This is a genomic window from Cyanobium sp. NIVA-CYA 375 (assembly GCF_056108345.1).
The window spans coordinates 1-24084 of sequence record NZ_JBSYHW010000040.1 but is presented as its reverse complement, the minus strand read 5'-3'; the positions used below and the strand labels follow the sequence as shown (position 1 = coordinate 24084).

Annotated in this window: 49 protein-coding genes and 1 pseudogene; 48 read left to right on the top strand and 2 right to left on the bottom strand. The window is 63.2% G+C overall.

Translation table 11 applies throughout. The features are described from left to right. Positions 1-75: 75 nt before the first annotated feature. The gene (locus AC01FP_RS10960; protein ID WP_474480181.1) at positions 76-291 is read left to right on the top strand and encodes a hypothetical protein; all 216 of its coding nucleotides are present in this window, start codon (positions 76-78) and stop codon (positions 289-291) included. 237 nt (positions 292-528) lie between these two features. Then, positions 529-717 carry a hypothetical protein gene (locus tag AC01FP_RS10955; protein WP_474480178.1) on the top strand — a complete coding sequence of 63 codons (189 nt, stop codon included), beginning with the start codon at positions 529-531 and terminating at the stop codon, positions 715-717. On the opposite strand, the gene AC01FP_RS10950 is transcribed toward AC01FP_RS10955, so the two are convergent. Both AC01FP_RS10950 and AC01FP_RS10945 read right to left on the bottom strand, forming a co-directional pair. Beyond that, positions 685-906 (bottom strand): hypothetical protein, encoded by a 222-nt coding sequence (locus AC01FP_RS10950; protein ID WP_474480176.1) that lies wholly within the window; start codon positions 904-906, stop codon positions 685-687. The two genes, AC01FP_RS10955 and AC01FP_RS10950, sit on opposite strands and share 33 nt — an antisense overlap. 75 nt (positions 907-981) lie before the next feature. Continuing rightward, the gene (locus AC01FP_RS10945; protein WP_474480174.1) at positions 982-1194 is read right to left on the bottom strand and encodes a hypothetical protein; all 213 of its coding nucleotides are present in this window, start codon (positions 1192-1194) and stop codon (positions 982-984) included. Positions 1195-1399: 205 nt separating this feature from the next. Between AC01FP_RS10945 and AC01FP_RS10940 the strand changes: the two genes are divergently transcribed. From AC01FP_RS10940 to AC01FP_RS10715, 46 genes and pseudogenes are all read left to right on the top strand, one after another. Continuing rightward, complete coding sequence (locus AC01FP_RS10940) at positions 1400-1615, top strand: hypothetical protein (RefSeq protein WP_474480171.1); 216 nt, start codon at positions 1400-1402, stop codon at positions 1613-1615. After that, complete coding sequence (locus AC01FP_RS10935) at positions 1612-2031, top strand: antitoxin Xre/MbcA/ParS toxin-binding domain-containing protein (RefSeq protein ID WP_474480170.1); 420 nt, start codon at positions 1612-1614, stop codon at positions 2029-2031. Before AC01FP_RS10940 ends, AC01FP_RS10935 begins: the two co-directional genes overlap by 4 nt. Continuing rightward, positions 2028-2585: an RES family NAD+ phosphorylase gene (locus tag AC01FP_RS10930; RefSeq protein ID WP_474480168.1), complete on the top strand. Its 558-nt coding sequence runs from the start codon at positions 2028-2030 to the stop codon at positions 2583-2585. The genes AC01FP_RS10935 and AC01FP_RS10930 overlap by 4 nt, the downstream gene beginning before the upstream one ends. A 49-nt stretch (positions 2586-2634) precedes the next feature. After that, complete coding sequence (locus AC01FP_RS10925) at positions 2635-3984, top strand: ATP-binding protein (protein WP_474480165.1); 1350 nt, start codon at positions 2635-2637, stop codon at positions 3982-3984. A 453-nt stretch (positions 3985-4437) separates the two neighbouring features. Further along, positions 4438-4575, top strand: a complete 138-nt coding sequence (locus tag AC01FP_RS10920) for a hypothetical protein (RefSeq protein WP_474480163.1) — start codon at positions 4438-4440, stop codon at positions 4573-4575. A gap of 85 nt (positions 4576-4660) precedes the next feature. Further along, positions 4661-4762, top strand: coding sequence for a type II toxin-antitoxin system Phd/YefM family antitoxin (locus AC01FP_RS10915; protein WP_474480161.1), 102 nt, complete (start codon positions 4661-4663; stop codon positions 4760-4762). Further along, a complete protein-coding gene (locus AC01FP_RS10910; protein ID WP_474480159.1) occupies positions 4763-4924 on the top strand; it encodes a hypothetical protein in 162 nt (53 codons plus the stop codon). Continuing rightward, entirely contained in the window at positions 4924-5130 is a 207-nt protein-coding gene (locus AC01FP_RS10905) for a hypothetical protein (RefSeq protein ID WP_474480156.1), read from the top strand. The genes AC01FP_RS10910 and AC01FP_RS10905 overlap by 1 nt, the downstream gene beginning before the upstream one ends. A gap of 141 nt (positions 5131-5271) precedes the next feature. Continuing rightward, positions 5272-5493 carry a ribbon-helix-helix protein, CopG family gene (locus tag AC01FP_RS10900; protein ID WP_474480155.1) on the top strand — a complete coding sequence of 74 codons (222 nt, stop codon included), beginning with the start codon at positions 5272-5274 and terminating at the stop codon, positions 5491-5493. Continuing rightward, positions 5471-5725 carry a type II toxin-antitoxin system RelE family toxin gene (locus AC01FP_RS10895; RefSeq protein ID WP_474480152.1) on the top strand — a complete coding sequence of 85 codons (255 nt, stop codon included), beginning with the start codon at positions 5471-5473 and terminating at the stop codon, positions 5723-5725. Before AC01FP_RS10900 ends, AC01FP_RS10895 begins: the two co-directional genes overlap by 23 nt. Positions 5726-5759: 34 nt before the next feature. After that, positions 5760-5912, top strand: coding sequence for a hypothetical protein (locus AC01FP_RS10890; RefSeq protein WP_474480150.1), 153 nt, complete (start codon positions 5760-5762; stop codon positions 5910-5912). A gap of 36 nt (positions 5913-5948) precedes the next feature. Continuing rightward, entirely contained in the window at positions 5949-6191 is a 243-nt protein-coding gene (locus AC01FP_RS10885) for an AbrB/MazE/SpoVT family DNA-binding domain-containing protein (protein ID WP_474480148.1), read from the top strand. Continuing rightward, positions 6188-6460 carry a PIN domain-containing protein gene (locus AC01FP_RS10880; RefSeq protein WP_474480145.1) on the top strand — a complete coding sequence of 91 codons (273 nt, stop codon included), beginning with the start codon at positions 6188-6190 and terminating at the stop codon, positions 6458-6460. Before AC01FP_RS10885 ends, AC01FP_RS10880 begins: the two co-directional genes overlap by 4 nt. Before the next feature lie 109 nt (positions 6461-6569). Next, positions 6570-6842, top strand: coding sequence for a hypothetical protein (locus tag AC01FP_RS10875; RefSeq protein WP_474480144.1), 273 nt, complete (start codon positions 6570-6572; stop codon positions 6840-6842). Positions 6843-6937: 95 nt separating this feature from the next. Further along, complete coding sequence (locus AC01FP_RS10870; protein WP_474480143.1) at positions 6938-7180, top strand: hypothetical protein; 243 nt, start codon at positions 6938-6940, stop codon at positions 7178-7180. Continuing rightward, the gene (locus AC01FP_RS10865) at positions 7177-7398 is read left to right on the top strand and encodes a hypothetical protein (protein ID WP_474480141.1); all 222 of its coding nucleotides are present in this window, start codon (positions 7177-7179) and stop codon (positions 7396-7398) included. The genes AC01FP_RS10870 and AC01FP_RS10865 overlap by 4 nt, the downstream gene beginning before the upstream one ends. Next, positions 7376-7828 (top strand): DUF4351 domain-containing protein, encoded by a 453-nt coding sequence (locus AC01FP_RS10860; RefSeq protein ID WP_474480139.1) that lies wholly within the window; start codon positions 7376-7378, stop codon positions 7826-7828. The genes AC01FP_RS10865 and AC01FP_RS10860 overlap by 23 nt, the downstream gene beginning before the upstream one ends. 142 nt (positions 7829-7970) lie before the next feature. Then, positions 7971-8225, top strand: a complete 255-nt coding sequence (locus AC01FP_RS10855; RefSeq protein WP_474480137.1) for a type II toxin-antitoxin system Phd/YefM family antitoxin — start codon at positions 7971-7973, stop codon at positions 8223-8225. Next, complete coding sequence (locus AC01FP_RS10850) at positions 8225-8599, top strand: type II toxin-antitoxin system VapC family toxin (RefSeq protein ID WP_474480136.1); 375 nt, start codon at positions 8225-8227, stop codon at positions 8597-8599. The genes AC01FP_RS10855 and AC01FP_RS10850 overlap by 1 nt, the downstream gene beginning before the upstream one ends. Positions 8600-9210: 611 nt before the next feature. After that, positions 9211-9765, top strand: a complete 555-nt coding sequence (locus AC01FP_RS10845) for a BrnT family toxin (protein WP_474480133.1) — start codon at positions 9211-9213, stop codon at positions 9763-9765. Positions 9766-9842: 77 nt separating this feature from the next. Next, positions 9843-10103: a DUF4351 domain-containing protein gene (locus AC01FP_RS10840; protein WP_474480130.1), complete on the top strand. Its 261-nt coding sequence runs from the start codon at positions 9843-9845 to the stop codon at positions 10101-10103. 63 nt (positions 10104-10166) lie between these two features. Beyond that, the gene (locus tag AC01FP_RS10835; protein ID WP_474480128.1) at positions 10167-10730 is read left to right on the top strand and encodes a hypothetical protein; all 564 of its coding nucleotides are present in this window, start codon (positions 10167-10169) and stop codon (positions 10728-10730) included. Between the two features lie 12 nt (positions 10731-10742). Continuing rightward, on the top strand, positions 10743-11321 hold the full coding sequence (locus AC01FP_RS10830) for an RES family NAD+ phosphorylase (RefSeq protein ID WP_474480126.1): 579 nt from the start codon (positions 10743-10745) through the stop codon (positions 11319-11321). An 81-nt stretch (positions 11322-11402) separates the two neighbouring features. Next, positions 11403-11648, top strand: coding sequence for a hypothetical protein (locus AC01FP_RS10825; protein ID WP_474480123.1), 246 nt, complete (start codon positions 11403-11405; stop codon positions 11646-11648). 270 nt (positions 11649-11918) lie between these two features. Further along, entirely contained in the window at positions 11919-12170 is a 252-nt protein-coding gene (locus AC01FP_RS10820) for a DUF2887 domain-containing protein (RefSeq protein ID WP_474480183.1), read from the top strand. Between the two features lie 122 nt (positions 12171-12292). Further along, positions 12293-12520: a DUF4351 domain-containing protein gene (locus AC01FP_RS10815; protein ID WP_474480120.1), complete on the top strand. Its 228-nt coding sequence runs from the start codon at positions 12293-12295 to the stop codon at positions 12518-12520. A 126-nt stretch (positions 12521-12646) separates the two neighbouring features. Further along, the gene (locus AC01FP_RS10810) at positions 12647-12895 is read left to right on the top strand and encodes a type II toxin-antitoxin system Phd/YefM family antitoxin (protein ID WP_474480117.1); all 249 of its coding nucleotides are present in this window, start codon (positions 12647-12649) and stop codon (positions 12893-12895) included. Next, on the top strand, positions 12892-13326 hold the full coding sequence (locus AC01FP_RS10805) for a type II toxin-antitoxin system VapC family toxin (RefSeq protein WP_474480115.1): 435 nt from the start codon (positions 12892-12894) through the stop codon (positions 13324-13326). Before AC01FP_RS10810 ends, AC01FP_RS10805 begins: the two co-directional genes overlap by 4 nt. A gap of 506 nt (positions 13327-13832) precedes the next feature. Continuing rightward, positions 13833-14072: a hypothetical protein gene (locus AC01FP_RS10800; protein ID WP_474480113.1), complete on the top strand. Its 240-nt coding sequence runs from the start codon at positions 13833-13835 to the stop codon at positions 14070-14072. After that, positions 14048-14626: a DUF4351 domain-containing protein gene (locus tag AC01FP_RS10795; RefSeq protein ID WP_474480111.1), complete on the top strand. Its 579-nt coding sequence runs from the start codon at positions 14048-14050 to the stop codon at positions 14624-14626. The genes AC01FP_RS10800 and AC01FP_RS10795 overlap by 25 nt, the downstream gene beginning before the upstream one ends. A 113-nt stretch (positions 14627-14739) precedes the next feature. Beyond that, positions 14740-14973: an AbrB/MazE/SpoVT family DNA-binding domain-containing protein gene (locus AC01FP_RS10790; protein ID WP_474480108.1), complete on the top strand. Its 234-nt coding sequence runs from the start codon at positions 14740-14742 to the stop codon at positions 14971-14973. 39 nt (positions 14974-15012) lie between these two features. Next, on the top strand, positions 15013-15405 hold the full coding sequence (locus AC01FP_RS10785; RefSeq protein ID WP_474480106.1) for a hypothetical protein: 393 nt from the start codon (positions 15013-15015) through the stop codon (positions 15403-15405). A 302-nt stretch (positions 15406-15707) separates the two neighbouring features. Next, positions 15708-15884: a hypothetical protein gene (locus AC01FP_RS10780; protein WP_474480104.1), complete on the top strand. Its 177-nt coding sequence runs from the start codon at positions 15708-15710 to the stop codon at positions 15882-15884. A gap of 27 nt (positions 15885-15911) precedes the next feature. Further along, positions 15912-16205, top strand: coding sequence for a type II toxin-antitoxin system RelB family antitoxin (gene relB / locus AC01FP_RS10775; protein WP_474480101.1), 294 nt, complete (start codon positions 15912-15914; stop codon positions 16203-16205). Positions 16206-16264: 59 nt separating this feature from the next. Continuing rightward, positions 16265-16396, top strand: a pseudogene (locus AC01FP_RS10770) (type II toxin-antitoxin system RelE family toxin); the annotation flags it as partial. Positions 16397-16516: 120 nt separating this feature from the next. Next, positions 16517-17473: an Rpn family recombination-promoting nuclease/putative transposase gene (locus tag AC01FP_RS10765; protein ID WP_474480099.1), complete on the top strand. Its 957-nt coding sequence runs from the start codon at positions 16517-16519 to the stop codon at positions 17471-17473. A 565-nt stretch (positions 17474-18038) separates the two neighbouring features. Next, the gene (locus AC01FP_RS10760; protein ID WP_474480097.1) at positions 18039-18176 is read left to right on the top strand and encodes a hypothetical protein; all 138 of its coding nucleotides are present in this window, start codon (positions 18039-18041) and stop codon (positions 18174-18176) included. Between the two features lie 120 nt (positions 18177-18296). Next, positions 18297-18752 carry an antitoxin Xre/MbcA/ParS toxin-binding domain-containing protein gene (locus AC01FP_RS10755; protein ID WP_474480096.1) on the top strand — a complete coding sequence of 152 codons (456 nt, stop codon included), beginning with the start codon at positions 18297-18299 and terminating at the stop codon, positions 18750-18752. Continuing rightward, a complete protein-coding gene (locus AC01FP_RS10750) occupies positions 18752-19207 on the top strand; it encodes an RES family NAD+ phosphorylase (protein ID WP_474480094.1) in 456 nt (151 codons plus the stop codon). Before AC01FP_RS10755 ends, AC01FP_RS10750 begins: the two co-directional genes overlap by 1 nt. A gap of 321 nt (positions 19208-19528) precedes the next feature. Further along, a complete protein-coding gene (locus AC01FP_RS10745; protein ID WP_474480092.1) occupies positions 19529-20485 on the top strand; it encodes an Rpn family recombination-promoting nuclease/putative transposase in 957 nt (318 codons plus the stop codon). A 113-nt stretch (positions 20486-20598) separates the two neighbouring features. After that, the gene (locus AC01FP_RS10740; RefSeq protein ID WP_474480090.1) at positions 20599-20832 is read left to right on the top strand and encodes an AbrB/MazE/SpoVT family DNA-binding domain-containing protein; all 234 of its coding nucleotides are present in this window, start codon (positions 20599-20601) and stop codon (positions 20830-20832) included. A gap of 15 nt (positions 20833-20847) precedes the next feature. After that, complete coding sequence (locus tag AC01FP_RS10735; RefSeq protein WP_474480087.1) at positions 20848-21264, top strand: PIN domain-containing protein; 417 nt, start codon at positions 20848-20850, stop codon at positions 21262-21264. A gap of 105 nt (positions 21265-21369) precedes the next feature. Continuing rightward, a complete protein-coding gene (locus tag AC01FP_RS10730) occupies positions 21370-21711 on the top strand; it encodes a hypothetical protein (RefSeq protein ID WP_474480085.1) in 342 nt (113 codons plus the stop codon). Next, a complete protein-coding gene (locus AC01FP_RS10725) occupies positions 21705-21854 on the top strand; it encodes a hypothetical protein (RefSeq protein WP_474480082.1) in 150 nt (49 codons plus the stop codon). The genes AC01FP_RS10730 and AC01FP_RS10725 overlap by 7 nt, the downstream gene beginning before the upstream one ends. 172 nt (positions 21855-22026) lie before the next feature. After that, positions 22027-22884, top strand: coding sequence for an ABC transporter permease (locus tag AC01FP_RS10720; protein ID WP_474480079.1), 858 nt, complete (start codon positions 22027-22029; stop codon positions 22882-22884). A 1-nt stretch (position 22885) separates the two neighbouring features. Further along, positions 22886-24084: ABC transporter ATP-binding protein (locus AC01FP_RS10715; protein ID WP_474480077.1), on the top strand; the 1199-nt coding region annotated here is incomplete at its 3' end.

Below are 24084 nucleotides of genomic sequence, written 5' to 3'. Positions count from 1 at the left end.
ATGGAGAAGAGGTTTGCGGCTGTGATCTGAGCGCCTTACATTGGTAAGAGGTTCAAGGGAAATGCGAAGGATGCGTTGCTCACCCTGTCATCCAAGGTGAACGACGATCCGGCTCAGGCCGAGCAGGCGGCGGCGCTGATCGATGCGTGGGGAGCAGGAAGAGCCCCTGAACGTTTCTTTCGTGACCCCACACCCTTCTGCAGGGGCGATTCCGATGTGGTGATCCGGCTAGAGGGGCTGGGGATCATCGGCAGGCGTCGCTTGCCTGAACGCCTAATTCGCAACGCCTAGTTCCCCCCTCTCATCTGCACGTGTGCAGGAATCTGTGCAGGCTGTACAGATTCAGGGAGGCGCCCAAATTGCCAAGGCTTCCCCCTGAGCCGCCAGGCTGTCCAGCCGGAACAAAGCTCGGTTCCACCGCACCCCACAACCCACCATCTCCTGCTTCTGCCAGCTGCTCCTGCCTGCATGACCGTGTTAATCACCGGCTGGCGATGCCGATCCTGATCGAGCGGATGAGTGCCTGAGATGAGCGACGACGTACTGGTCAAAGGCGACAACGCGAGCAAGCGTTTCTCTGCACCAGCCCCTGGTGTCGGTCGCCAGCATCTGGGAGGTGGCCATCACGACCCATTTGATCGCCTGTTGATTGCCCAGGCGCGGGTCGAGGGGCTGATGACCGTATCAATAGGCCGAGTTGTGATCGGGGTGGAGTGAGAGCAACCGCAGCCAGTGGCCATCGCGCCAGGCCACAGCTCGGCAGCTCCGGCTGATCATCAGGGAGTGCAGCCGTTCACCTGCAGGGCCCTGGCGGCTCTGGATCAGCTCCCAGGTCATCGCCTGAAGCAGGCGCAGGGGCTTGAGCACGGCCACGGTTTCCAACTGACGCGCGTCTGACTTTTCCATGGCCAGCAGATTGGCCTGAAACTCCGGGTTGTTGAGGTCAAGCAGAATCACAGGACCCCAATCACAGCATCCCGATCACAGCATCCCCAAGTGCTGCTCCAGGGCCTCGAGGTCCGCGGAGAGAGGAGGTTGATCCATGGAAGCCATGGCCCGATCGAGTCGAGCGGCGGCTTCCGGTTGGTACAGCCAGAGCTCGCTGTCGGGGATGGTCTGGGCCGTTTTGATAACCCAGACCCCAGGCTCGCGGCTTTCGACCACAACGGTGCGACCAGCGAACTCCTTGCCCAACGAGATCTGGCCACTGGCCCCAACCTGCTTGCTGCTTTGGCGCGCTTCCCGCCTAAATGCTCACCTTTGGGGCACCTGAGCCTTGGGCTCCCGGTATGGCCGTGGGCCTGTTGCCCCCCCGATGTTGGTCATCTGAGCCAATGATCCCAGCCGCTGGCTCAGCCCCAAGACGGCAGCAAGCAAGGAACTCCTGGCCCATCTCGGCGTGAAGCCCGGCCAACGGCTTGATGTGGAGGTACTGCCCGGTGGGAGGTTGGAGCTCCATGCCGAGCAGGCCACCGGCACGATCGCGGGTTTCATTGGGCGTCTGGCTGGGCGCAGCAGCCAGCGGGCCAGCTTGCAGGAGCTGCAGGAGGTCATCGAGACTGGGTGGGCCGGGTTGCCCTGCGGCGAGCGCAAATCCGTAAGCGCAAATCCGTGAAGATCACGGCCGACACCAACGTGCTGGTGCGGGCGCTGGTGCAGGACGATCCAGATCAGGCCGGTGCTGTGCGAATTGGTGTGGGTGCTGCGGCGGGTGTATCGCTTCAACGCCAGCGACTGCATCGGCGCCATCGAAGCGCTGCTGGCCTGGCCCTCTCAGAAGCCACAATGGCGCGCCGCAGTCGCGGGCAGGCGGCGCTGGATCTGGTGGCCTCTGAGCGGCTAGACCGGCTGGTGGAGGTAATCAGCCTGGCTTACGGGGTGTTTGAGCAGCCCGCCAGCACGGAGGCCTGGCTCAAAGCTCCCCACCCGCTGCTGCGCCATGCGAGCCCACTGCAGCACTGCCGCACAGCGATCGGCGCGGGCCAGGTGCGGCGCCTGCTGCAGGCCCTGGAGCAGGGCGCCCCGGTGTGAGTGAGGGTGCGATTCGGGCCTGGCGGCTGAGCAAGGCCCGCTACGCCGGTGATCTCACGGGTCAGGGAGCGGCCCGCGATGGCCAGCGCTGGAACCAACCCGGGCAGCGAGCGGTGTACCTGGGGATGACACCCGAAATCACCGTGCTGGAGGTGCTGGTGCACCTCAACGGCGTACTCAGCGCCCCGCTGGTGCTGTGTGGCTACGACGTACCCAAGACAGCGGGCCTGATCGGGGAGGCCGATCCCACGGTCCTGCCGGAGGGCTGGAACTCCATCCCCCATGGCCAGGCCAGCGCCGCATTTGGAGGGGTCTGGCTGCGGACCGGGAAGCAGCTTGGCCTGGTGGTGCCATCGGTGGTGGTGCCACAGGCCCGCAACCTGCTGCTCAATCCCCTGCATAAGCGTGTCCAATGTGGTGATTCAGGTGGAGGGCCTGCTGTATGTGGGAATGACCTTCTCCGCAGGAGTGGCCCTGCTCGACTTCCAGGGCCCGCCCGACCTGGCCGCCTGGGCTGGTTGCGGCTGCAGCTGGAGGAGATCTGGGCGGGGTGAGCCACACCTTGTCGCGGTCCGCGGCAAGAAATCCCATTAGGTTGTCGCTATGGAAGACAACCTTCTGCGTTTGCTGCGGCAGAAGCTGGTGGATGGCATCACCATGCCCTTGCCCGTGCTCACACGCCGCGACACCTGGATCCCGCGCGTAGCCGGCAAGGTTCTGGCTGTGATCGGCATGCGCCGCAGCGGCAAGACCAGCCTGCTCTGGCAGGAGCTCGGCGATCGCCTGGCGAACCCGGGTATGGAGCGCTCGGGCCTTCCTTGGATCAGCCTCGAGGATGAACGCCTGATCGGCGCCGGCCCTGAGCTGCTCGACGCCTACCTGGAGATCTGGTTTTCCCTGCATCCCCAGTGGCGGCAGCCGCAGCCAGGGAAGCTTCGGCCCTGCCTGTTCCTCGATGAGGTGCAGGTGATCCCCGGCTGGGAAGGGTTTGTGCGCCGGGTGATCGACACCGAACCCCTCGATGTTGTGGTGAGCGGTTCCTCCGCCCAGATGTTGTCGGCAGAGATCGCCACCAACCTGCGCGGTCGGGCCGTGGAAACCCTGCTGTGGCCGTTCAGCTTTCGGGAGGCCCTACGGCATCAGCGGTTGGAGCCCAGCATCACAGCCGAGCACTGGTCGAGTGCTGAGCGGTCTTCGCTTCAGCACCAGCTGGAGCGCTATCTGCTCGAGGGTGGTTTTCCCGAGGTGCAGGGCCTCGATGCTCGCAGCCGCCGATCACTGCTGCTCAGCTATGTCGACAGCACGGTGCTGCGCGATGTGATGGAGCGGCACAACATCCGCAACCCTCTAGCCTTGCAGTGGCTGGTGCGTCAGCTGCTGGCCCATGCCGGTGGTGCCTTCAGCGTGAACAAATTGCACCAAGCCATGCGCTCCCAGGGCCTGGCCATCAGCCGGGAGCATCTCACAGAGTTGGTGCAGCATCTGGAGCAGGCCTTTCTGATCACCAGCCTGGTGGCGGGGGGCGGCTCCCTGCGCCGCACGCAGAGTCTGCCCCGCAAGATATATCCGATCGATCCGGGCCTGATCCCGCTCTACGACCGCAGCGGCCGAGCCAACCTTGGCCATGCCCTGGAAACCGTGGTACTGGTGGAACTGCGGCGTCGCGGCGCAGAACTCTCGTACCTGCGCAGTGAGAGCGGACGCGAGGTGGATGCCCTGGCGTTGCTGCCCGATGGCCAGAAGCTGCTGGTGCAGGTGTGTGCAAGCCTCCACGACGCCGACACACGCGAGCGGGAAGTCACCTCCCTGCTGGAGCTGGCCGACACACCGACAGGCCGCTCTGCAGAGCCTGTGTTGATCAGCCTCGATGCTCGGCCGCCCGATCTAGGCGACGCCGCTCGCCGGCTGCGCTGGCGACCCGCCATTGACTGGCTGTTGGATGACCAGACCTGATCACTCACGCCGCCTACGTGCAGAGCAACCTGCCCTTCTGTAAGCGGCAGCCCGCGAACCACCCGGTGAACCTATATGCAGCAAGCCAGCACGTGTCGCTTACCTGAATCCTTAATTCGCAACTGTGCAGAAGTTTGTACAGCTGTACAAACTCAAGGAAGCGCCCAAATTGCCGCGTTTTTCAGAGCGCCCCGGATCTGGTTCGCTCACTCCTGGCGGCGCAGAGTTGTCGGTTCCTGCAAAAACACCCGCAGGTGGAGCACCTGGAGGTGGTGGTGATCACGCCACACAAGCGAATCAGCCTCGGCCCCACCAAGCTGCCCAGGCTTCTACAGGCGCTCCTGAACGAGGTGCACTGGATCAGCCTGGAGGAGCTGAGCCAGCAGTCAGCAGATTCTCGCCAGCCGCTCGGATCTGAAAACTGTTGTTCTTCCACTTACCGAGGCAGAAATCATGGTGATCGCCGGAATTCCCCGAGAAGAGATCCGCCACACCAGGGCTGTACAGGACTGGCTGGCCGAGGGCCGCCAGGAGGGCGAAGCCCGCGAAGCCACCACCGGCCCAGATCCAGGTCCTGCCCCCTGCCAGTAATGACCCACTTGCACCAGCCCTTCCTCTGCAACTTCCAAGCCCGTAGCCATTTCTGGCTAACTGGCCAAGTCTTGAGCCAAGGGTCATGCACGTAAACATGCTGGATGCCAAAAGCCAGCTGTCGCGGTTGGTGAAGGCAGCCCTGGCCGGTGAAGAGGTGACCATTGCCTGCCATGGCAAGGCTTAGGTGAAGTTGGTGCCGTGCGCGGAGGCCGCCGGCTTGAAGCAGTTGGGCGCTATGGCAGCAGCCTCCCCCGAGCTCCTGGTCAGCCAGGTGCACGCCGCCTTCGCTGAGGCGGTGGATCAGCAGGCGGTGGATCAGCAGTTAGCGGAGCTGTTCAACAGCTGATGCGCCTGTTGCTCGGCACCCAGGTGATGCTCTGGTGGATCCTCGCCGCAAGCCCATGCCTGGTGTCGGTCGCCAGCATCTGGGAGGTGGCCATCAAGCACCGCCTTGGCAAGTTGGCTGTGACACCGACCGCCTTTCGCGATCAGAGCGTTGCCGCAGGTGCTGCGCTCCTGCCAGTGCTGCTCAGGCGCGGGTCGAGGAGCTGATGGCCGTGTCATCCGATGGTCACTGGCCTGGCTGCGACGTGTCCCTGCATCGCGTTTTAGCAATTTACCCCCCCTGAGCCATCAAGATCCCCAGCCCTAAGTTAATGTCACTGACATCACCGTGATCCTGCGGGGTTTCCCATGATCCAAGTCACGGCCCGCCTCCCCGACACCCTCGGCGCTGAGCTGGATGCTGCCGCCCAGCAGCTCAACCGCTGCCGTGCCGACATCATTCGCCAGGCCATCGAGTACTACCTCGACGACATTGAGGATCTGCGCTGCGGGGTCGCAGCCCTGAAGGACCCTGCCGACCCTGTTCTCGACTGGGCTGAGGTGCGTGATGCGCTGCTCGCTGCGGATTAAGCATTCCGCGTCCAAGGCACTCGCCGCGCTTCCCAAGGCCGATCGGGTGCGGGTGGTGGAGGCGATCGACCTTCTCTGCGACACCCCAGCCGCTGGCTCAGCCCTCAAGGGTGAATTCGAGGGATTGCGGCGTCTGCGGGTGGGTCACTACCGCGTGGTCTACGAATGGCAGCGCAGCGCACTGGTGATCCTGGTGGTGCGTGTCGGCCATCGCCGCGAGGTCTATCGCTGACGGATCCCATATCCCCATCCCACCCATCACCCTGATGCCCGCCACCACCCGCACCCGCGACCCCGCCAACCAGTGGCTGGTGCTCGAGCCCAACCGGATCGAGAAGCAGTACTGGAAAGACCTGTGGCGCTACCGGGAGCTGATTCGGCCGTTTCTCACAATGGTGGTGTTTGCGTATGTGATCTGAGCGCCTTACAGTGGTAAGCCGTTCAAGGGAACTGCGATGGATGCGTTGCTCACCCTGTCATCCAAGGGCCAGCTGGTGATCCCATCGCGGTTGCGTCAGCTGTTGGGTCTACAGCCAGGCGGCCCGCTGGCGTTGAGCCTGGAGGCTGATGGGCTGCGCCTGGTTCCCGAGCACCGCGAAAAAAGCCGCTCTGCCCGCGCCTTGATCGGCTGCACTGGATACCAGGGGCCACCGCTGAGCTTGGAGCAGATGGATCCGGCACTTTTCGCCGAAACATGAGTTTGCCTGTGGCGCTCGACACCAACGTGCTGGTGCGCCTGCTGGTGAACGACGATCCGGCTCAGGCCGAGCAGGCGGCGGCGCTGATCGATGCCAGTGGCGCCTGTTTTGTGCCGATCACCGTGGCGCTGGAGCTGGAATGGGTGCTGCGTGGGGCCTACAAGTTGCCTCGTGAGGCGAGCCTTGGAGTGGCACCGGCAGGGTATGGACTTTGCCGATGCGCTCCACTTAGCTCGCAGCGAGGGCTGTGGCGCACTCATCAGTTTTGATCAGCACCTGGCCCGAGTTGCCGGGCAACTAAACCTTCAGCCAACAGTGAAGAGTCCCTGAACGTTTCTTTCCTGACCCCCCGCAAGCCCCCTGGCCCAGCCAGGCAAGATGGGGCGCGAAATGCTGGCCGATCTCTGGGCCGGCCGTGAGCTGGCCTGGCGGCTGGCGGTGCTGTGGGCCCTGATCAACCCGCTCACCACCACGGCGGTGTGGCTGTTCCTGAGCACCTCGAAGCTGGTGCAGGTGGCCGAAACGGGGATGCCCTATCCCGTGTTTGTGTTCACCGGCATCTACCAAACGCTGTTCAACGCTGCCATCAAGCTCGGCATCCTGCTGCTGGTGTGGATGGTGTACCGGCTAGCGATGCCGAATCCGCCTTAGCATGTGCTGAACATGCACAGAAAATCGTGGCAGCCGGCAAGAGTCCGCAGCATCCCCCAGAGCGAGCCACTGAGAGAGCCACAGAGCGGGTAGCCGTGTTGATGACACCCAAAGAAAAGGCTGCCTATGCCGATCGGGCCCACAGCCTTGGCCTTTCACTCGGGCAGTTTTTCCGAGAGGCGGGAGCGGCGTACGCCGGCCCAAACACGCGTTCCCTGGCGGAAGCGGAAGCCCTGGAAGCGGCCCTCAGGCAGCTGGAACTCAGCACCAGCCGCACCGAACAGACCCTGGATGCGGCACTGGCCGAGGTGAGAGCTGCCTTGGCCGCGCAGCCATGAGCGTCACAGACCGGATTCTCTCGGCTCTCACCACCGTGATCCGGATGAACGACAAGTTGGAAGAGATGGCCGGGCTGATGAAGGAGCAGCAACGCCGCCTCAACGATCTCCAGGGCCGGGTGATCCGTCTGGAAACGGTGCTCGAACTTGCCCTGCATCGATCGTCAGGGACTTCCGGCCGGTTGCTGGAAGCGGATGGCGACCCAACCAACGCCTGAGGCCCTGACGCCCCAGCCCGAACGAGCTACGAGGCCGCCGACCGCCAACGAGGCCCCATATCCATCAGGCCCCACCCAGGCGCTGCAGGTGTTCCTGGAGCAACAGGTGATGTGGCTCAACCTGGAGGAGCTGAGCAGGCGCCCCAGCCTCGATCCCCTGCTGATCCTGCTCACCTTGCCAGTGCGGCCCGAAAGCGAGCTGGCGGCCAGCAGTCAGCAGATCCTCGCCAGCCGCCCGGATCTAGACACGGTTGTAGTGATCGCCGGCATTCCCCGCGAAGAGATCCGCCACACCCAGGCTGTGCAGGACTGGCTGGCCGAGGGCCGACAGGAGGGCCGCCAGGAAGGCGAAGCGGTCGTCACTCTCCGCCTCCTCAACCGCCGCTGCGGCCCCCTCAGCGAGTCCACCACCACCCAGATCAAGGCCTAACCAGTGGATCAGTTGGAAGCCCTGGCCGCCGGGCTGGACGAACCGATCGATGAGTGGCGCGGCGTGGACGCAATCCCGGCCTCCTTTCGCCAACCTGCAAGCCGACAGACATTTCTGGCTAGGCTGGCCAAGTGCGGAGCTGGTGGTCGTGCAGGTGAACATGCTGGATGCCAAGAGTCAGCTATCGCGGCTGGTGAAGGCAGCCCTGGCCGGTGAAGAGGTGATCATTGCCAGCCATGGCAAGGCCCAGGTGAAGTTGGTGCCGTGCGCGTCGGCCGCCGGTTTGAAGCGGCTTGGCGCTCTGGTAGCGGCCTCGCCCGAGCTCCTGGCCAGCCAGGTGGATGCCGCCTTCGGTGAGGCTGTGGATCAGCAGGTGGCCGAGCTGTTCAACAGCTGATGCGTCTGTTGCTCGACACCCAGGTGATGCTCTGGTGGCTCCTCGACGATCCACGGCTGGGCACGAAAACACGAACGTTGTTGGCCGCCAGCCCATGCCTGGTGTCGGTCGCCAGCATCTGGGAGGTGGCCATCAAGCACCGCCTCGGCAAGTTGGATGTGACACCGGCCGCCTTCCGCGATCAGAGCCTTGCTGCCGGTGGCTCGCTCCTACCGGTGCTCGATGCCCATGTGGTTGAAACCGCCCAGCTGCCCCTGGTGCATCACGACCCTTTTGATCGCTTGTTGATTGCCCAGGCGCGGGTTGAGGGGCTTATGGCCGTGTCATCCGATGGTCACTGGCCGGGTTACGACGTGTCGTTGCATCGTGTCTGAACAGCTTCCCCCTGGGTCGCTAGCTCCATTGAGCTGATGTTGGACTCTATGCATACCCAGACCATTGGACGCAGGGTGATGATCTCGAAGATCCGAAAGTCCAGTTGTTGGATCATTAACACCAACGCCTGAGGCCCTGCCCCCAGATGGCAATGCCGATCCTGATCGAGCGCATGAGTGCCTGAGCTGAGCCACGTACTGGTCAAAGTCGACAACGTGAGCAAGCGGTTCTGCCGCAGCCTCAAGCGTTCGCTCTGGACTGCCGCAGAGCAGCGCTGATGTGCCGCTGCGGCCGGACGAGTTCTGGGCGGTGAAGGATGTGAGCTTCCCTGCCACCCACACACCACATCTGGTGTGCCCAACGGCCAAATTCCTAAGCGCGCTGGAGGGACTTCCCCCTGAGCCACCCGGCTCCCCAGCCCGAACGAACTGCTCAGCCGCCGACCGCCAACGAGGCCCCATATCCACCAAGCCCCTCACGGGTTGCAGCCCCAACCCCAAGCCGCGGCACCCTTCCCGCCAGGGTTCTGGCTGCAGCAACGCTGCGAAGGCCCTACGCTGAATTCACAGCTGGAAGCCCGGAATGATTGGGGGCTCACCCCTTGCCGTCATTGGAGTTTGAGTGGGATGACAACAAAAGCCAGCAAACCTTCCAAGACCGTGGCTTCGACTTTGGGTTCGCCACGCAGGTCTTCTCAGACCCCTCCGGTTTCAGAGAACCCGATCAACGGCTCCCCTACGGCGAAGATCGGTTTCGTCTCTACGGTGAGATCCAGGGGAAACTCTTCGTTGTCATCTACACCGAGTCATCTACACCGAGCGGCAAGGGAGAATCCGAATCATCTCCGCCCGAAAAGCCAACACTCGTGAAATACAGGCTCACAGCCAACGGCGAGCTGATGCGCCAGAAGCCTGACAGCACTTGGGGTGCCGCCACAGCACGTGCCGACTGGGACCGGATTGACAGTACGTCTGATGCTGAGATTGAGCGGCAGGAAATCGCTGATTTAGTTGAAGCAGCCTTGCACCTTCAGGTGGGTGGTCTCCCTGCTCTGGCTGCGCGCCTGGAAGTGAGCCCATCGTCTGTGAGGCGTTGGCGCCGTGCGCGTGTGATGCCCTCGGCTGCTCATCAGCAGCGTCTGCACCACCTCCTCACGACGCTGTAGCGGCAGGTGCATCGTCTTGAGGCCTTGAGCCGGCAGCCAGATCTCGACCTCCTGCTGAACGGGCTCACCCTGCCGGTGTGCCACCCACCCGTGCCGTCCTGGACTGGCTGGCCGAGGGCCGCCAGGAAGGCCGCCAGGAGGGCGAAGCCAAAGGCCGTCAGCAAGAAGCAGCTTCCATGGCCCTCCGCCTCCTCAACCGCCGCTGCGGTCCCCTCAGCGAAGCCACCACCGCCCAGATCCAGGCCCTGCCCCTGGGTCAGTTGGAAGCCCTCGCCGATGCCCTGCTCGACTTCACGGGCCCGGCCGACCTGGCGACCTGGCTGGCCGCCAACGCCTGAACCACCAACCAACGCCTGCCAGCAGCAGCACCTCGTTGCTTGGTCTAAAATCGGATCATGACCGTGATCCAAGCTGTTACCGAAGCCCAGTTCACCGAGCGAGTGGTGTGCATGGGCGTGGTGAAGCCTCCGGCCACTGCCGCTACCGCGATGAAGGGGCTGTTGCGGCATGGGATCTGCAGTGATGCGGCCCGGCAGTGGCTCCACCAGAGGCCGCAAGCCGTGGCTGATCGCAACCAGCTGCTGGCGGCGATCTACGAGCGTCTGGAGGAATGCCCCTCGCCCGCCACCGAGTGGCAGGCCGTGCGCGAGGTGCTGGCCGACGACGAGCTGCTGGCCAGCCTGCTCGGCATTGGCGCCGTATCGGTGAGGCGTTATGCCAAAGGTGAGCGCAGCTGCTCCGATGCCGTAGCGGCCCGGCTCCACTGGCTGGCCCTGGTGATCGAGCAGCTGGAAGGCAGCTACAATGGCTACGGCATCCGCCGTTGGTTCCAGCGGCCCCGCGCCGCACTGGATGGCCAGACACCCCTGGATCGCCTGCAGGGCAGCTGGGATCCCGATCATGGGGCGATTCAGCCGATTCTGGCGCTGGCCCGCTCAGCGAGCCTGGGGATGGTGGCCAGTTGACATGGACGCCAGTTGACAGCCCTGAAACTCGGCTTTCGGGTCTGCGATCGCCGCTACCCCTTTCTCTGGAGTGGTGCTGGTCAGGGGAGCGGCCGCTGGAACCGCTCTGGCGATCAACCGGTGCACTATCTCGCCAGCACTCCCACGGTCGCCTGGGCTGAGTGGATCAGGCATCAGGAAATCACCGATCCAGGCGACCTTGCTGGTGTGGCTGCAGCTCTCTGGGCTGTGTTGATTCCCCAGGAGTGGGGGACTCGGGTCCTTGATCCCGTGGCGCTGCCCCTGGATCAGGTGTTGGACACCAGCCCTGCTGCCCAGGAAGCCCGTTTGGCGTTGGTGGGGCACCTGAAAAAGCAGGGAGCTCAGGGTTTGCTGGCGCCAACCGCAGCCCTGCATCACAGCGACAAGGTGCTGCCGGCTGTGCGCGTGAGCAACGGCACCGAACAGCCCGAACAGCTCGCGATGCCTGCCCAAGTGATCTTGCTGTGGTGCGAGGCGCGTCTACTGCCGGGCTGGTGCTGTGTGCCCGAAGGGCGGCCAGGGGCCGAGCTGCTCCCCCTGGTGCGCCGGGGAAAGCTGCTGAACCTATGAATGGCCCACCAGATCCATTGGCGCAGCCTTCTCCCCAGGAGTGACCCTGCTCGACTGCTTGGCCCCGGCCTGGATGGCCGCATGGCTGACCGCCAACACCTGAACCCCACCACTCGCTATGCCCTGCCTGAGATGAGCGACGACGTACTGGTCAAAGTCGACAACGTGAGCAAGCGGTTCTGCAGCAGCCTCAAGCGTTCGCTCTGGACTGCCGCAGAACAGCGCCGATGTGCAGCTGCGGCCGGACGAGTTCTGGGCGGTGAAGGATGTGAGCTTCCCTGTCGCCACACACACCACATCTGGTGTGCCCAACGGCCAAATTCCTAAGCGCGCTGGAGGGGCTTCCCCCTGAACCTCCAGGCGCCCCAGCCCGAACGAGCCACGAGGCCGCCGACCGCCAACGAGGCCCCACATCCATCAGGCCCCTCACGGGCTGCAGCCCCAACCCCGCGTGAACACCGACCGCTGGTACTACCGGGTCTTCCAGAGCGCCCCCGACCTGATCCGCTCACTCCTCCCCGCTTCAGAAGCAGGCCTTTCCAACGCATTGGGGCTCGACCCGGCAGCTCCCGGTGATCAGCTCTACCGCTATGAGCACTGGAGATCAAAGAGCTCAGCCACCGCCTGGCAGCGCAGACCTACCGCTTTCTGCAGCAGCAGCCCCAGGTGCAGCACTGGGCCGTGCTGGTGATCACGCCCCTCAACCACCTCAATCTCGGCCCCACCCAGCCGCTGCGGCTGTTCCTGGAGCAACAGGTGATCTGGCTCAACCTGGAGGAGCTCAGCTGCCGGCCCCAGCTCGATCCGCTTCTGAATCTGCTCACCCTGCCTGTGAGACCTGAGAGCTAGCTTGCGGCCAGCAGTCAGCAGATCCTGGCCAGGCGCCCTGATCTTGACAAGATTGTGCTGGCTATGCTGATGCAACGGCTTCCCCAACTCAGCAGGGCTGTTTCATCCAGAACGAGGAGATCATGGTGATCGCGGGCATTCCCATGGAAGAGCTGCGCCACACACGAGCAGCGCAGGACTGGCTTGCTGCAGGCCGCCAGGAGGGCCACCAAGCAGGCGAAGCGGCCGTGACTCTCCGCCTCCTCAACCGCCGCTGCGGCCCCCTCACGGACGCCACCACCGCCCAGATCCAGGCCTTACCAGTGGATCAGTTGGAAGCCCTGGCCGCCTGGCTGGCCGCCAACGCCTGAACCACCAACCCCTGAGGTCCTGCCCCCAGATGGCAATGCCGATCCTGATCGAGCGGATGAGCGCCTGAGCCCTAACCAGGCGGCAGGACCACCGCTATGATGGTCATGTGACTAACTGTTCAAGAGATGCGCAGTCTCAACGTGGCCCAAGCCAAGGCACAGCTTTCGGCCCTCTTAGATGCCGTGGAATCAGGCGAAGACGTGGAGATCACCCGCCGCGGGGTGCCCGTGGCCAAGCTCACTCGCGCCGCTGAGCGGCTTGCGGCGGGCTTTGATCTTGAAGCTTTTCTGGCAACCACAACAGAGCAACCCCTGCACAAAGGAAGTGATGCGGCGACCTTCCTGGAGGAGCTGCGGGAGGGGGCTCGCTATTGAGGCGCCTTTACCTCGACACCTCCCTGCTGGTGGCGGCTCTGGTGCACGAAGCAGGCACTGCTACGGCCGTGAGTTTTCTGCAAGCCCACGCCAAGCAGTCGTTGCTGATCTCGCCCTGGGTGGCCACGGAACTGGCATCTGCTTTGGCTTTGCAGGTGCGCCGTGGCACGATCGCGCCGCAGGAATCCCAGGAAGCCTGGCAGCGGTTTGGGGTGTTGCGTGAGCAACGCCTGCACACCCTGCCTCTGGCCGCAGAGGATTTCGAGGCCGCCGCCCGGCTCTGTCTGACCCAAGCGCCCCCTCTGCGGGCAGGGGATGCGCTGCATCTGGCTCTCTGCCAACGGCTGCACCTGCAGCTAGCCAGCTTTGACCGCGGGCTGTGCAAGGCCGCTGCCCATCACCAAGTGGCTCACGAGCAGCTCTTGATCTGATCCATGTCCAGTCACTTTCGGGTGTCTTTAATCATGAAAGGCCTCTGCGCTCGAGAGAGTCTTCTGCATGGGCCACCCAGAGCTCAAGCCCGAAGGAACCGCTCAGCTTTCTGTCCAATCAAGCTCACCCACCACCAGCCCTCCCATCTTGCAAACCCGTGACTTGGCGATGCCGATCCTGATCGAGCGGATGAGTGCCTGAGATGAGCGACGACGTACTGGTCAAAGTCGACACCTGCAGGACCTGGGCAGCGAGATCGGTGGCCGCCGCAGAGCAGCACAGATGTACAGCTGCGGCCGGACGATTTCTGGGCGGTGAAGGACGTGAGCTTCCCTGTCGCCCACACACCACATCTGGTGTGCCCAACGGCCAAATTCCTAAGCGCGCTGGAGGGGCTTCCCCCTGAGCCACCCGGCTCCCCAGCCCGAACGAACTGCTCAGCCGCCACCCCCAAACGAGGCTCCACAAGCAGCAAGCCCCTCACGACCTGCAGCCCCAATCCCGCGTGAACACCGACCGCTGGTACTACCGGGTCTTCCAGAGCGCCCCCGACCTGATCCGCTCACTGCTGCCCGCTTCAGAAGCAGGCCTTTCCAACGCATTGGGGCTCGACCCGGCAGCTCCCGGTGATCAGCTCTACCGCTATGAGCACTGGAGATCAAAGAGCTCAGCCACCGCCTGGCAGCGCAGACCTACCGCTTTCTGCAGCAGCAGCCCCAGGTGCAGCACTGGGCCGTGCTGGTGATCACGCCCCTCAACCACCTCAATCTCGGCCCCACCCAGCCGCTGCGGCTGTTCCTGGAGCAACAGGTGATCTGGCTCAACCTGGAGGAGCTCAGCTGCCGGCCCCAGCTCGATCCGCTTCTGAATCTGCTCACCCTGCCTGTGAGACCTGAGAGCGAGCTTGCGGCCAGCAGTCAGCAGATCCTGGCCAGGCGCCCTGATCTTGACAAGGTTGTGCTGGCTATGCTGATGCAACGGCTTCCCCAACTCAGCAACGAGGAGATCATGGTGATCGCGGGCATTCCCATGGAAGAGCTGCGCCACACACGGGCGGCGCAAGACTGGCTTGCTGCAGGCCGCCAGGAGGGCCGTCAGGAAGGCCGCCAGGAAGGCCGCCAGGAAGGCGAAGCGGCTGTGACCCTCCGCCTCCTCAACCGCCGCTGCGGCCCCTTGAGCGACGCCACCACCGCCCAGATTCAAGCCCTACCAGTGGAGAACTTGGAAGCCCTGGCCGACGCCCTGCTCGACTTCACAGGCCCGGCCGACCTGGCCGCCTGGCTGACCGCCAACACCTGAGCGTGCTGCAGGCGCAACCGGAGCAGGCGCAGATCTGGCAATGCCGCTAAGCTGAAATTCCGCATTTCAGAGCAATGCAGTTTCTGAAGCGTGACTCTCTGCGCGAGGTGCTCATGGTGTCGAGCCGTGGCCAGATCACCTTGCCCGCCGAAATGCGCCGGCACCTGGGGATCGAACCGGGTGGCGCGGTGATCGTGGAGGACTGCGGCGGTGAGCTGCGACTCAAACCAGCAGCCGTGCTGGAAGTGGAGTTGTACAGCGATGAGGACATCGCTGCATGGGATCAGGCTGATGCCCTTTCAGGCCAGGAACGCCAGCAGATTCTTGAGCGTCTCAAAGCCCACTGATGCGTGTGTTTTTGGATGCGTGTTTTTCTGAATGCAAATGTGCTCTTCACCGCTGCCCACAATCCCAAGGGCAAGGCCGCGTTGGTCATCACGTTGGGTTCAGAGGGACTGTTTCAGCTTGCGACCAGTGCCTACGCCAAGGAAGAAGCGCGGCGCAACCTCGAACGCAAAGCTCGCGATCGTTTGCCTGAGTTCAGTCGACAGCTGAGCAAGATTCGGCTGGTGGCAGACAACCTGAGCATCCCCTGCCCTGCAGATCTTGCCGAGAAGGATTGGCCAATTTATAGAGCTGCCCACGCCTGCAAAGCCACTGTGTTGCTCACCGGCGATCACCGCGACTTCGGATTTCTGATGAATGCCCCTGCGCTGGGCGATGGGCTGTTGATCCAGCCTGAAGCGGATTTTCTTGCTGCGCTGGGTGCTCCCGGATGACGCGCAGCCTTCTCCGCAGGAGTGGCCCTGCTCGACTTCCAGGGCCCGGCCGACCTCGCCGCCTGGCTGGCCGCCACCCCCTGAGCCGCCAACGAGGTTTCCAACGCACCAAGCTCCGCACCGGTCATCACGCGTCAGTTCAATGTGGTGGTGGAACGCGATGCGGAAGGGTTGTTCGTAGCCACCGTGCCGAGCCCGCTGGAGGCAGCCAGCACGTCCTCCGCCATCCCACGCTGCAGGGGAGCCCTGGGCCTTGGCCTCTGACCGTCCAGGGCCCTTCTTGCCGTGCTATCACTCAGGTTGTGGGGTTATCGGAGCAGGCCTACGAGGGGCTGCGTGATCTGGCCCGCCGCCATCACCGCAGCATGCATGAGCAGACGAGGCTATTGATCGAGCGGGCGCGTCAATGGCGAGCCCACTTTTCTGGACGTTCCTTCCCCTCCCTGGAGAGTGATCTGCGAGCCGACCGCGATCGCTGATTAGGGAGCTCCACACCTGCTGCCTTCGTGATCGACACCTCAGCCCTGCTGGCAGATCTGGTGATCGATGTCTACGAGCTTGCGTTGATCACCCCTGTTCGCCTGGACCCAGCAGTGGAGGCACGGTTGGACAACCTTGCTCAGGTCACGGGCCGTGCCAAGGCCACTGTCCTTCATGAGCTCATCGAACAGGGCATCGACGACCTGGAAGATGCCGTCCTGGGCGCTGCGGCTCTAAAGCGTATCCGCGAAGGCAAAGAGAAGACCTACAGCCTCAACGAGGTGATCACAGAGCTTGGCCTGGACGCTTCGGATCTCTGACACCGCCAGGCGGCAGCTGAAGAAGCTCGACCGCTCAACGGTCCAGACAACGCGGCAAGGGCATGGCCGCGAACCTGGCGGGGCTATGGCGCTATCGGGTGGGTGACTACCGGCTGATCTGCGACATCCAGGAGGATGAAATGGTTGTGTTGGTGCTGCAGGTAGCTCACCGCAGCGAGGTCTACCGCTGAGCTGCCGCAGCAGCAGGACTTCTTGTTGCCGGCGGCCAGGCCCCCCCTACGCCCACCTCACGAGCTGCAGCCCCAACCCCAAGCCGCGGCTACCTTTTCGGCAACGAGCGTGCGTAGCCAGTGAACACAGACCGCTGGTACTACCGCGTCTTCCAGAGCGCCCCCGACCTGATCCGCTCTCTGCTGCCCGGTTCAGCCGCCTCCGCCAACGCCAATGCGCTGAGCCTCGACCCGGCAGCCCCCGGCGATCGTCACTACCGCTTTGAGGCCTTGGAGCTCAAGGAGCTCAGCCACCGCCTCGATGGCGTCCTCTGGCCGAGGGAAACCACTGGCTGCGCCGAGACCGGCAGCCCTGAATTTCCGGTGGTGCTGCTGGAGGTGCAGATGCACCCCGACCAAGGCTTCCACCACCGCCTGGCGGCGCAGACCTACCGGTTCCTGCAGCGGCACCCCCGGGTGGAGCAGTTGGAGGTGGTGGTGATCACTCCACACAAGCGGCACAAGCTGGGGCCAGCCCAGCTACCGCGTCACTTGCGGGTGTTTCTGGGGGAGGTGCACTGGATCAGCCTGGAGGAGCTGAGCCAGCAGCCGGATCTCGATCCGCTGCTCAACCTGCTCACCCTGCCAGTGCGGCCCGAAAGCGAGCTGGCCGCCAGCAGTCAGCTGATCCTGGCCAGCCGCCCTGATCTAGACACTGTTGTGCTGCCTATGCTTGTGCAACGGTTCCCCCAGCTCACCGAGGCAGAAATCATGGTGATCGCCGGCATCCCCCGCGAAGAAATCCGCCATACGCGGGCTGTGCAGGACTGGCTTGCTGAGGGCCGCCAGGAAGGCCGTCAGGAGGGCCGCCAGGAAGGCCGTCAGGAGGGCCGCCAGGAAGGCCGCCAGGAAGGCGAAACAGCTATGACCATCCGCCTCCTCAACCGCCGCTGCGGCCCCTTGAGCGAAGCCACCACCGCCGAGATCCAGGCCCTACCGCTGGAGCAACTCGAAGCCTTGGCCGACGCCCTGCTCGACTTCCAGGGCCCGGACGAACTGGCTGCCTGGCTGGACGCTAACGCCGCGCCCGCGACCTGACGCCACACCACATCTGGTGTCTCCGACCCCCATCCCCCTTGATTGCTTGCCATGGCACCCACTTACACAGCGGTGATCAGCCAGGAAGGGAACCGCGAGCAACTGCGAAGAAGCTAGGCAAGCAGCCGGTCGTGGTGGCATCACCCGAAACTGAATCGCCGCAGCGCCATCCCGCGCCACAACGAGATCAAGGAGCTGCTGGTGCGCAAGATCTGCCGCGACCTGGCGATTCCACTGCCCTGAGCGACCCCTCAGCTCCTGGCGACAATCTCTACCGCTCTTTCTGCAGCAGCACCTCTGGGTTGAGCACTGGGCCGTGCTGGTGATCACCCCCAACAGCCCCTTCAGGTTTTCCTGAACAAGCAAGTGGCATGGATCAACCTGCCCACCACCGCAAGCTCCAGGCCCCAAGGCCGAAGAGTGAATGAACACGACTGCCTTATCCCCAGCCTAAGTGTGCAAGGATTTTCCCAGCACAACTGAGGCGGTGGAGCCCTGCTCCCGCCCGATGTGCACTAGACACCCTTGGTGTGTCCATGGCCCGGCGCCACCAATTCCCGCACCTGTGACATCCCTCCCCACCCGCACCTACACCCCCGAAAGCCCCCTGGCCCACCCGGCCAAGCTCTGGCGGGAGATGAAGCAAGACCTCTGGGCCGGCCGCGAACTGGCCTGGCGCCTGGCGTGGTGCTGTGGGCCCTGATCAACCCGCTCACGCCGCTGATCCTCAATGCCCGCGCCTGGTTCACCGGCCAGCCGCAGCAGCCGCTTGTCAATTGGAGCTATGCTTCCTTCAAATGACGCCGTCCTGAGGGATCCGCCCATGGCTGTCGCTGCACCAGCTGGCTTCCAGGAGAGTGACTTCGTGCAGTCGTTCTGGCAGCGCGTCTCTGAGCTGGTCGGCCTGAATGAGCAGCAGCGTCTGGCGGCGATCGAGCAGGGCTGGAGCAGCAGCTGGCTTGTGGCCTTGCGCCAGCACCTGCACCTCAAGCCAGCGGAGCTGGAGCCGTTGATCGCCCTGTCGGAGGCCACGATGACGCGGCGGTGCCGAGAGGGTTCGACGCTCGATCTGGTGGCGTCCGAGCGGCTGGATCGGCTGATGGAGGTGATTAGCCTGGCTTATGGGGTGTTTGAGCAACCAGCGAGCACGGAAGCCTGGCTCAAGGCACCGCATCCACTGCTGCACCAGGCGTCCCCGCTCCAACACTGCCGCACGGCGATCGGGGCCGGCCAGGTGCGCCGGCTGTTGCTGGCTCTGGAGCAGGGCGCACCGGTGTGATGCGCGCGTGGCGGCTGAGCAAGTTCCGCTATGCCGGCGATCTCACGGGCCAGGGTGCTGCCCGCGATGGGCAGCGCTGGAACCAGCCCGGCCAGCGTGCTGTCTACCTGGGGCTGACGCCCGAGATCACGGTGTTGGAGGTGCTGGTGCATCTCAACGGTGTGCTCAGCGTTCCCCTGGTGCTGTGTAGGTACGACGTACCAGAACCGCCGGGCCTGATCAACGAGCCCGATCCCGCAGCTCTGCCGGAGGGTTGGAACGCCATCCCCCACGGCCAGGCCAGCGCTGGTTTTGGTGGCAACTGGCTGCGGGCCGGGCTGCAGCTGGGGCTGGTGCTGCCTTCCGTGGTGGTGCCCCAGGCCCGCAACCTGATGCTCAACCCTCTACACCCAGCCATGGCGCAGGTGGCACTGGTGCATCAGGAGCCGTTCCAGCTGGATCAACGGCTGATCTGAGCGACGTTCTGGTCAACGTCGACACCCTGAGCAAGCGGTTCTGCCGCAGAGCAGCGCCGATGTGCAGCTGCGGGCGGACGAGTTCTGGGCGGTGAAGGATGTGAGCTTCCCTGACGCCCCACACACCACATCTGGTGTGCCCAACGGCCAAATTCCTAAGCTCGCCAGATGGGCTTCCCCCTGAGCCTCCAGACGCCCCAGCCCGAACGAGCCACGAGGCCGCCGACCGCCAACGAAGCCCCATATCCACCAAGCCCCTCACGGGCTGCAGCCCCACCCCCAAGCAGCAGCTACCTTTTTGCCAGCCAGCGCCCGCAACCAGTGAACACAGACCGCTGGTACTACCGCGTCTTCCAGAGCGCCCCCGACCTGATCCGATCATTACTGCCCGGCTCATCCGCCACCGCCAACGCCATTGCGCTGAGCCTCGACCCCTCAGCTCCTGGCGACAGCCTCTACCGCTTTGAGGCCCTAGAGATCAAGGAGCTCAGCCACCGCCTCGATGGCGTGCTCTGGCCCAGGGACAGCACCGGCTGCGCCGAAACCGGCAGCCCGGAGTTCCCGGTGGTACTCCTTGAGGTGCAGATGCACCCCGACCCAGGCTTCCACCACCGCCTGGCGGCGCAGAGTTGTCGGTTTCTTCAGAAGCACCCGAGGGTGGAGCATCTGGAGGTGGTGGTGATCACGCCACACAATCGCATCGGCCTCGGCCCCACCAAGCTGCCCAGGATTCTGCAGGCGCTCCTGAACGAGGTGCACTGGATCAGCCTGGAGGAGCTGAGCCAGCAGGCCAACCTCGATCCCCTGCTCAACCTGCTCACCCTGCCGGTGCGGCCCGAGAGCGAGCTGGCGGCCACCAGTCAGCAGATCCTGGCCAGTCGGCCTGATCTAGACACGGTTGTGCTGCCTATGCTGGTGCAACGGTTCCCCCAGCTTACTGAGGCAGAAATCATGGTGATCGCCGGAATTCCCCGAGAAGAGATCCGCCACACCAGGGCTGTACAGGACTGGCTGGCCGAGGGCCGCCAGGAGGGCCGCCAGGAGGGCCGCCAGGAAGGCCGCCAAGAAGGCCGCCAGGAGGGCGAAGCCAAAGGCCGGCAGCAAGAAGCAGCTTCTATGACCCTCCGCCAACTCAACCGCCGCTGCGGCCCCCTCAGCGACGCCACCACCGCCCAGATCCAGGCCCTGCCCCTGGGTCAGTTGGAAGCCCTGGCCGACGCCCTGCTCGACTTCACAGGCCCGGACGACCTGGCCACCTGGCTGGCCGCCAACACCTGAGCGTGCTGCAGGCGCAACCGGAGCAGGCGCAGATCTGGCAATGCCGCTAAGCTGAAATTCCGCATTTCAGAGCAATGCAGTTTCTGAAGCGTGACTCTCTGCGCGAGGTGCTCATGGTTTCGAGCCGTGGCCAGATCACCTTGCCCGTCGAAATGCGCCGGCACCTGGGGATCGAACCGGGTGGCGCGGTGATCGTGGAAGACTGTGGCGGTGAGCTGCGACTCAAACCAGCAGCCGTGCTGGAAGTGGAGTTGTACAGCGATGAGGACATCGCCGAATGGGATCAGGCTGATGCCCTTTCAGACCAGGAACGCCAGCAGATTCTTGAGCGTCTCAAAGCCCACTGATGCGTGTGTTTCTGGATGCGTGTTTTTCTGGATGCCAATGTCCTCTTCACCGCTGCCCACAATCCCAAGGGCAAGGCCGCTTTGGTGATCACGCTTGGTTCAGAGGGACTGTTTCAGCTCGCGACCAGTGCCTACGCCAAAGAAGAAGCGCGGCGCAACCTCGAACGCAAAGCTCGCGATCGTTTGCCTGAGTTCAGCCGACAGCTGAGCAAGATTCGGCTGGTGGCAGACAACCTGGGCATCCCCTGCCCTGCAGATCTTGCCGAGAAGGATTGGCCAATTTATAGAGCTGCCCACGCCTGCAAAGCCACTGTCTTGCTCACCGGCGATCACCGCGACTTCGGATTTCTGATGAATGCCCCTGAGCTGGGCGATGGGCTGTTGATCCAGCCTGAAGCAGATTTTCTTGCTGCGCTGGGTGCTCCCGGATGACGCGCAGCCTTCTCCGCAGGAGTGGCCCTGCTCGACTTCCAGGGCCCGGACGTACTGGCTGCCTGGCTGGCCGCTAACGCCTAGTTCCCCCTCTCATTTGCAACTGTGCAGGAGTCTGTACAGGCTGTACAGATTCAGGGAGGCGCCCAAATTGCCATAGCGGATGGCTTCCCCCAGCGCCGCACGACCTGCAGCCCTACCCCGCGTGAACACCGACCGCTGGTACTACCGGGTGTTCCAGAGCACCCCCAGGTGGAGCACTGGGCGGTGCTGGTGATCACTCCCCACAGCCGCCTCAAGCTCGGCCCCACTCAGGCGCTGCAGCCCTCTTTGGATCCCCTGCTCAACCTGCTCACGCTGCCAATTCGCCCAGAGAGCGAACTGCAAACCAGCACCAGGCAGATCCTCGCCAACCGCCCTGATCTTGACAAGAGCAAATCATGGTGATCGCGGGCATTCCCATGGAAGAGCTGCGCCACACCCTGGCAGCGCAAGACTGGCTTGCTGAGTGCCGCCAGGAAGGCGAAGCGGCCATGACCCTCCGCCTGCTCAACCGCCGCCCAGCTCCAGGCCCCAAGGCCGAAGAGTGAATCAACACGACTTCCTTGTTCCCAGCCAAAATGTGCAAAGCTCATGCCCAGCACGACTGAGGCGGTGGAGTCCTGCTCCCGCCCGATGTGCACTAGACACCCTTAGTGTGTCCATGGCCTGGTGCAACCAATTCCCTCCCAACCTGCAGCCTCCCCACCCTTCCCCCACTGAATGCCCCGCCTGCGCCCCAAACCGGTAGACCCCAGCCAGCAATTGCTGGTGCTCGAGCCGAACCGAATCGAGAAGCAGTACTGGAAAGACCTGTGGCGCTACCGGGAGCTATTCGCGATCCTGGCCTGGCGCGATGTGACCGTGCGCTACAAGCAAACGGCCTTCGGAGTGGGCTGGGCGCTGGTCCGGCCGTTTCTGTCGATGGTGGTGTTCACTGTGATCTTCGGCAGGCTGGCGAACCTGCCCAGTGAGGGCGATGCTCCCTATCCGATAATGGTGTTTGCTGCGATGCTGCCTTGGCAGTTCTTCGCCAGTGCGCTGGGCGGCGTGGCATACAGCCTGCAGGGCGGAGCCGGCCTGTTCAGCAAGGTGTATTTCCCTCGCTTGATCGCACCGGCGGCATCCGTCATCACCTGTCTGGTCGATTTCGCGCTATCGCTCGTAATCCTGGCGGGGTTGATGGCTTGGTACCGCTACTGGCCTACTTGGCGACTGCTGACTTTGCCCTTCTGGCTGCTGGTGGTGTTTGCCTTTTCGATGGGTCTGGGCCTGCTTATCTCCACCTGGATGGTGCGCTACCGCGACCTAGGCTTCTTGGTGCCATTTATGCTCCAGATTGGGCAGTACATCAGCCCAGTGGCCTATTCCAGCTCGATCGTGCCAGCTAATTGGCAGTTTGTATTTGCAATGAATCCGATGGTGGGAGTGATTGAGGGCTTCCGCTGGGCGATTCTGGGTAGGAGTGCACTGGTGAACCCACTGAGCATCAATCTATCTCTGCTCGTGGTGGTGGTCTTAGCGGTGGTGGGAGTTTGGCGCTTCCGGGCCATCGAGGATACGTTTGTAGACGTGATTTGAGATGGCCAGCAAAGATGTGGTGATCCGGGTAGAAGGCCTGGGCAAGAAGTACACGATCCAGCACGCACAGAGCGAGCGCTACAGCACGATTCGCGATTCGCTGAGCCACCAAGCGGCGGCTCTGGGCCGATGGGCCAATCCATTCACGCTGGCGGGCCAGATCCGCCGCGCCCGGCGTCAAGCCGCCAATGAACACCAGCGGGGCGAGGAAGAATTCTGGGCCTTGAAGGATGTGAGCTTCGAGATCCGCCGAGGTGAGCGGGTGGGCATCATCGGCCGCAATGGGGCTGGCAAGAGCACGTTGTTGAAGATCCTCAGCCGCATCACCAAACCCACCACGGGTCGTGTGGAGATCCGCGGCCGGGTGGCAAGCCTGTTGGAGGTGGGCACCGGCTTTCACCCGGAGCTCACAGGGCGGGAGAACGTTTATCTCAACGGCGCCATCCTTGGGATGACGCGGCGTGAGATTCGCTCGAGATTTGACGAGATCGTGGACTTCGCGGAGGTAGAGAAGTTTCTCGACACGCCTGTGAAGCGCTACTCCAGTGGCATGTATGTGCGGCTGGCATTTGCGGTGGCAGCGCATCTAGAGCCGGAGATTCTGGTGGTGGATGAGGTGCTGGCGGTGGGGGATTCAAAATTCCAAGATAAGTGCCTGGGTAAGCTTAAAAGTATGAGTAGCGCAGATCGCACAATTCTATTTGTGAGCCACAACATGGAGGCTCTGATTCGAACTTGTGACATCGCAATACTTCTGCAAAACGGAACCATTACTCAAGTAGGAGATTGTAGGCAAATATCATCACGATATCTTGGAAATGTTGACAAGGTAAAAAGAGGGCCGATTCACTGGTCATCCAAAGAAGAAGATCTAGAGATTCGAGGTCATGTAACTTCAATACAATATGCAATTACCGAGCAAGATACTATAATAGACACACTTTACAAGACCAAAATTTATAAGTTGCATATCAAAGTTGAGATAACTCAGCCCGATCCCAACCTAATCTTCTTTGCGGCATACTACGATCAACACAATCAACTTGTGTTCGTTAGTTCAAGTCAAGACGACGCTAATAGCATTGTCCCTGAAGTAGAAGGGAGTATAGAGTTTATATGTGATGTCCCCCAGTTTCAGGAAAGTTGTCACCCCTCTGATCAGTACATCCGGGGGCTTGAGGACATGACTAATGCGTCGAT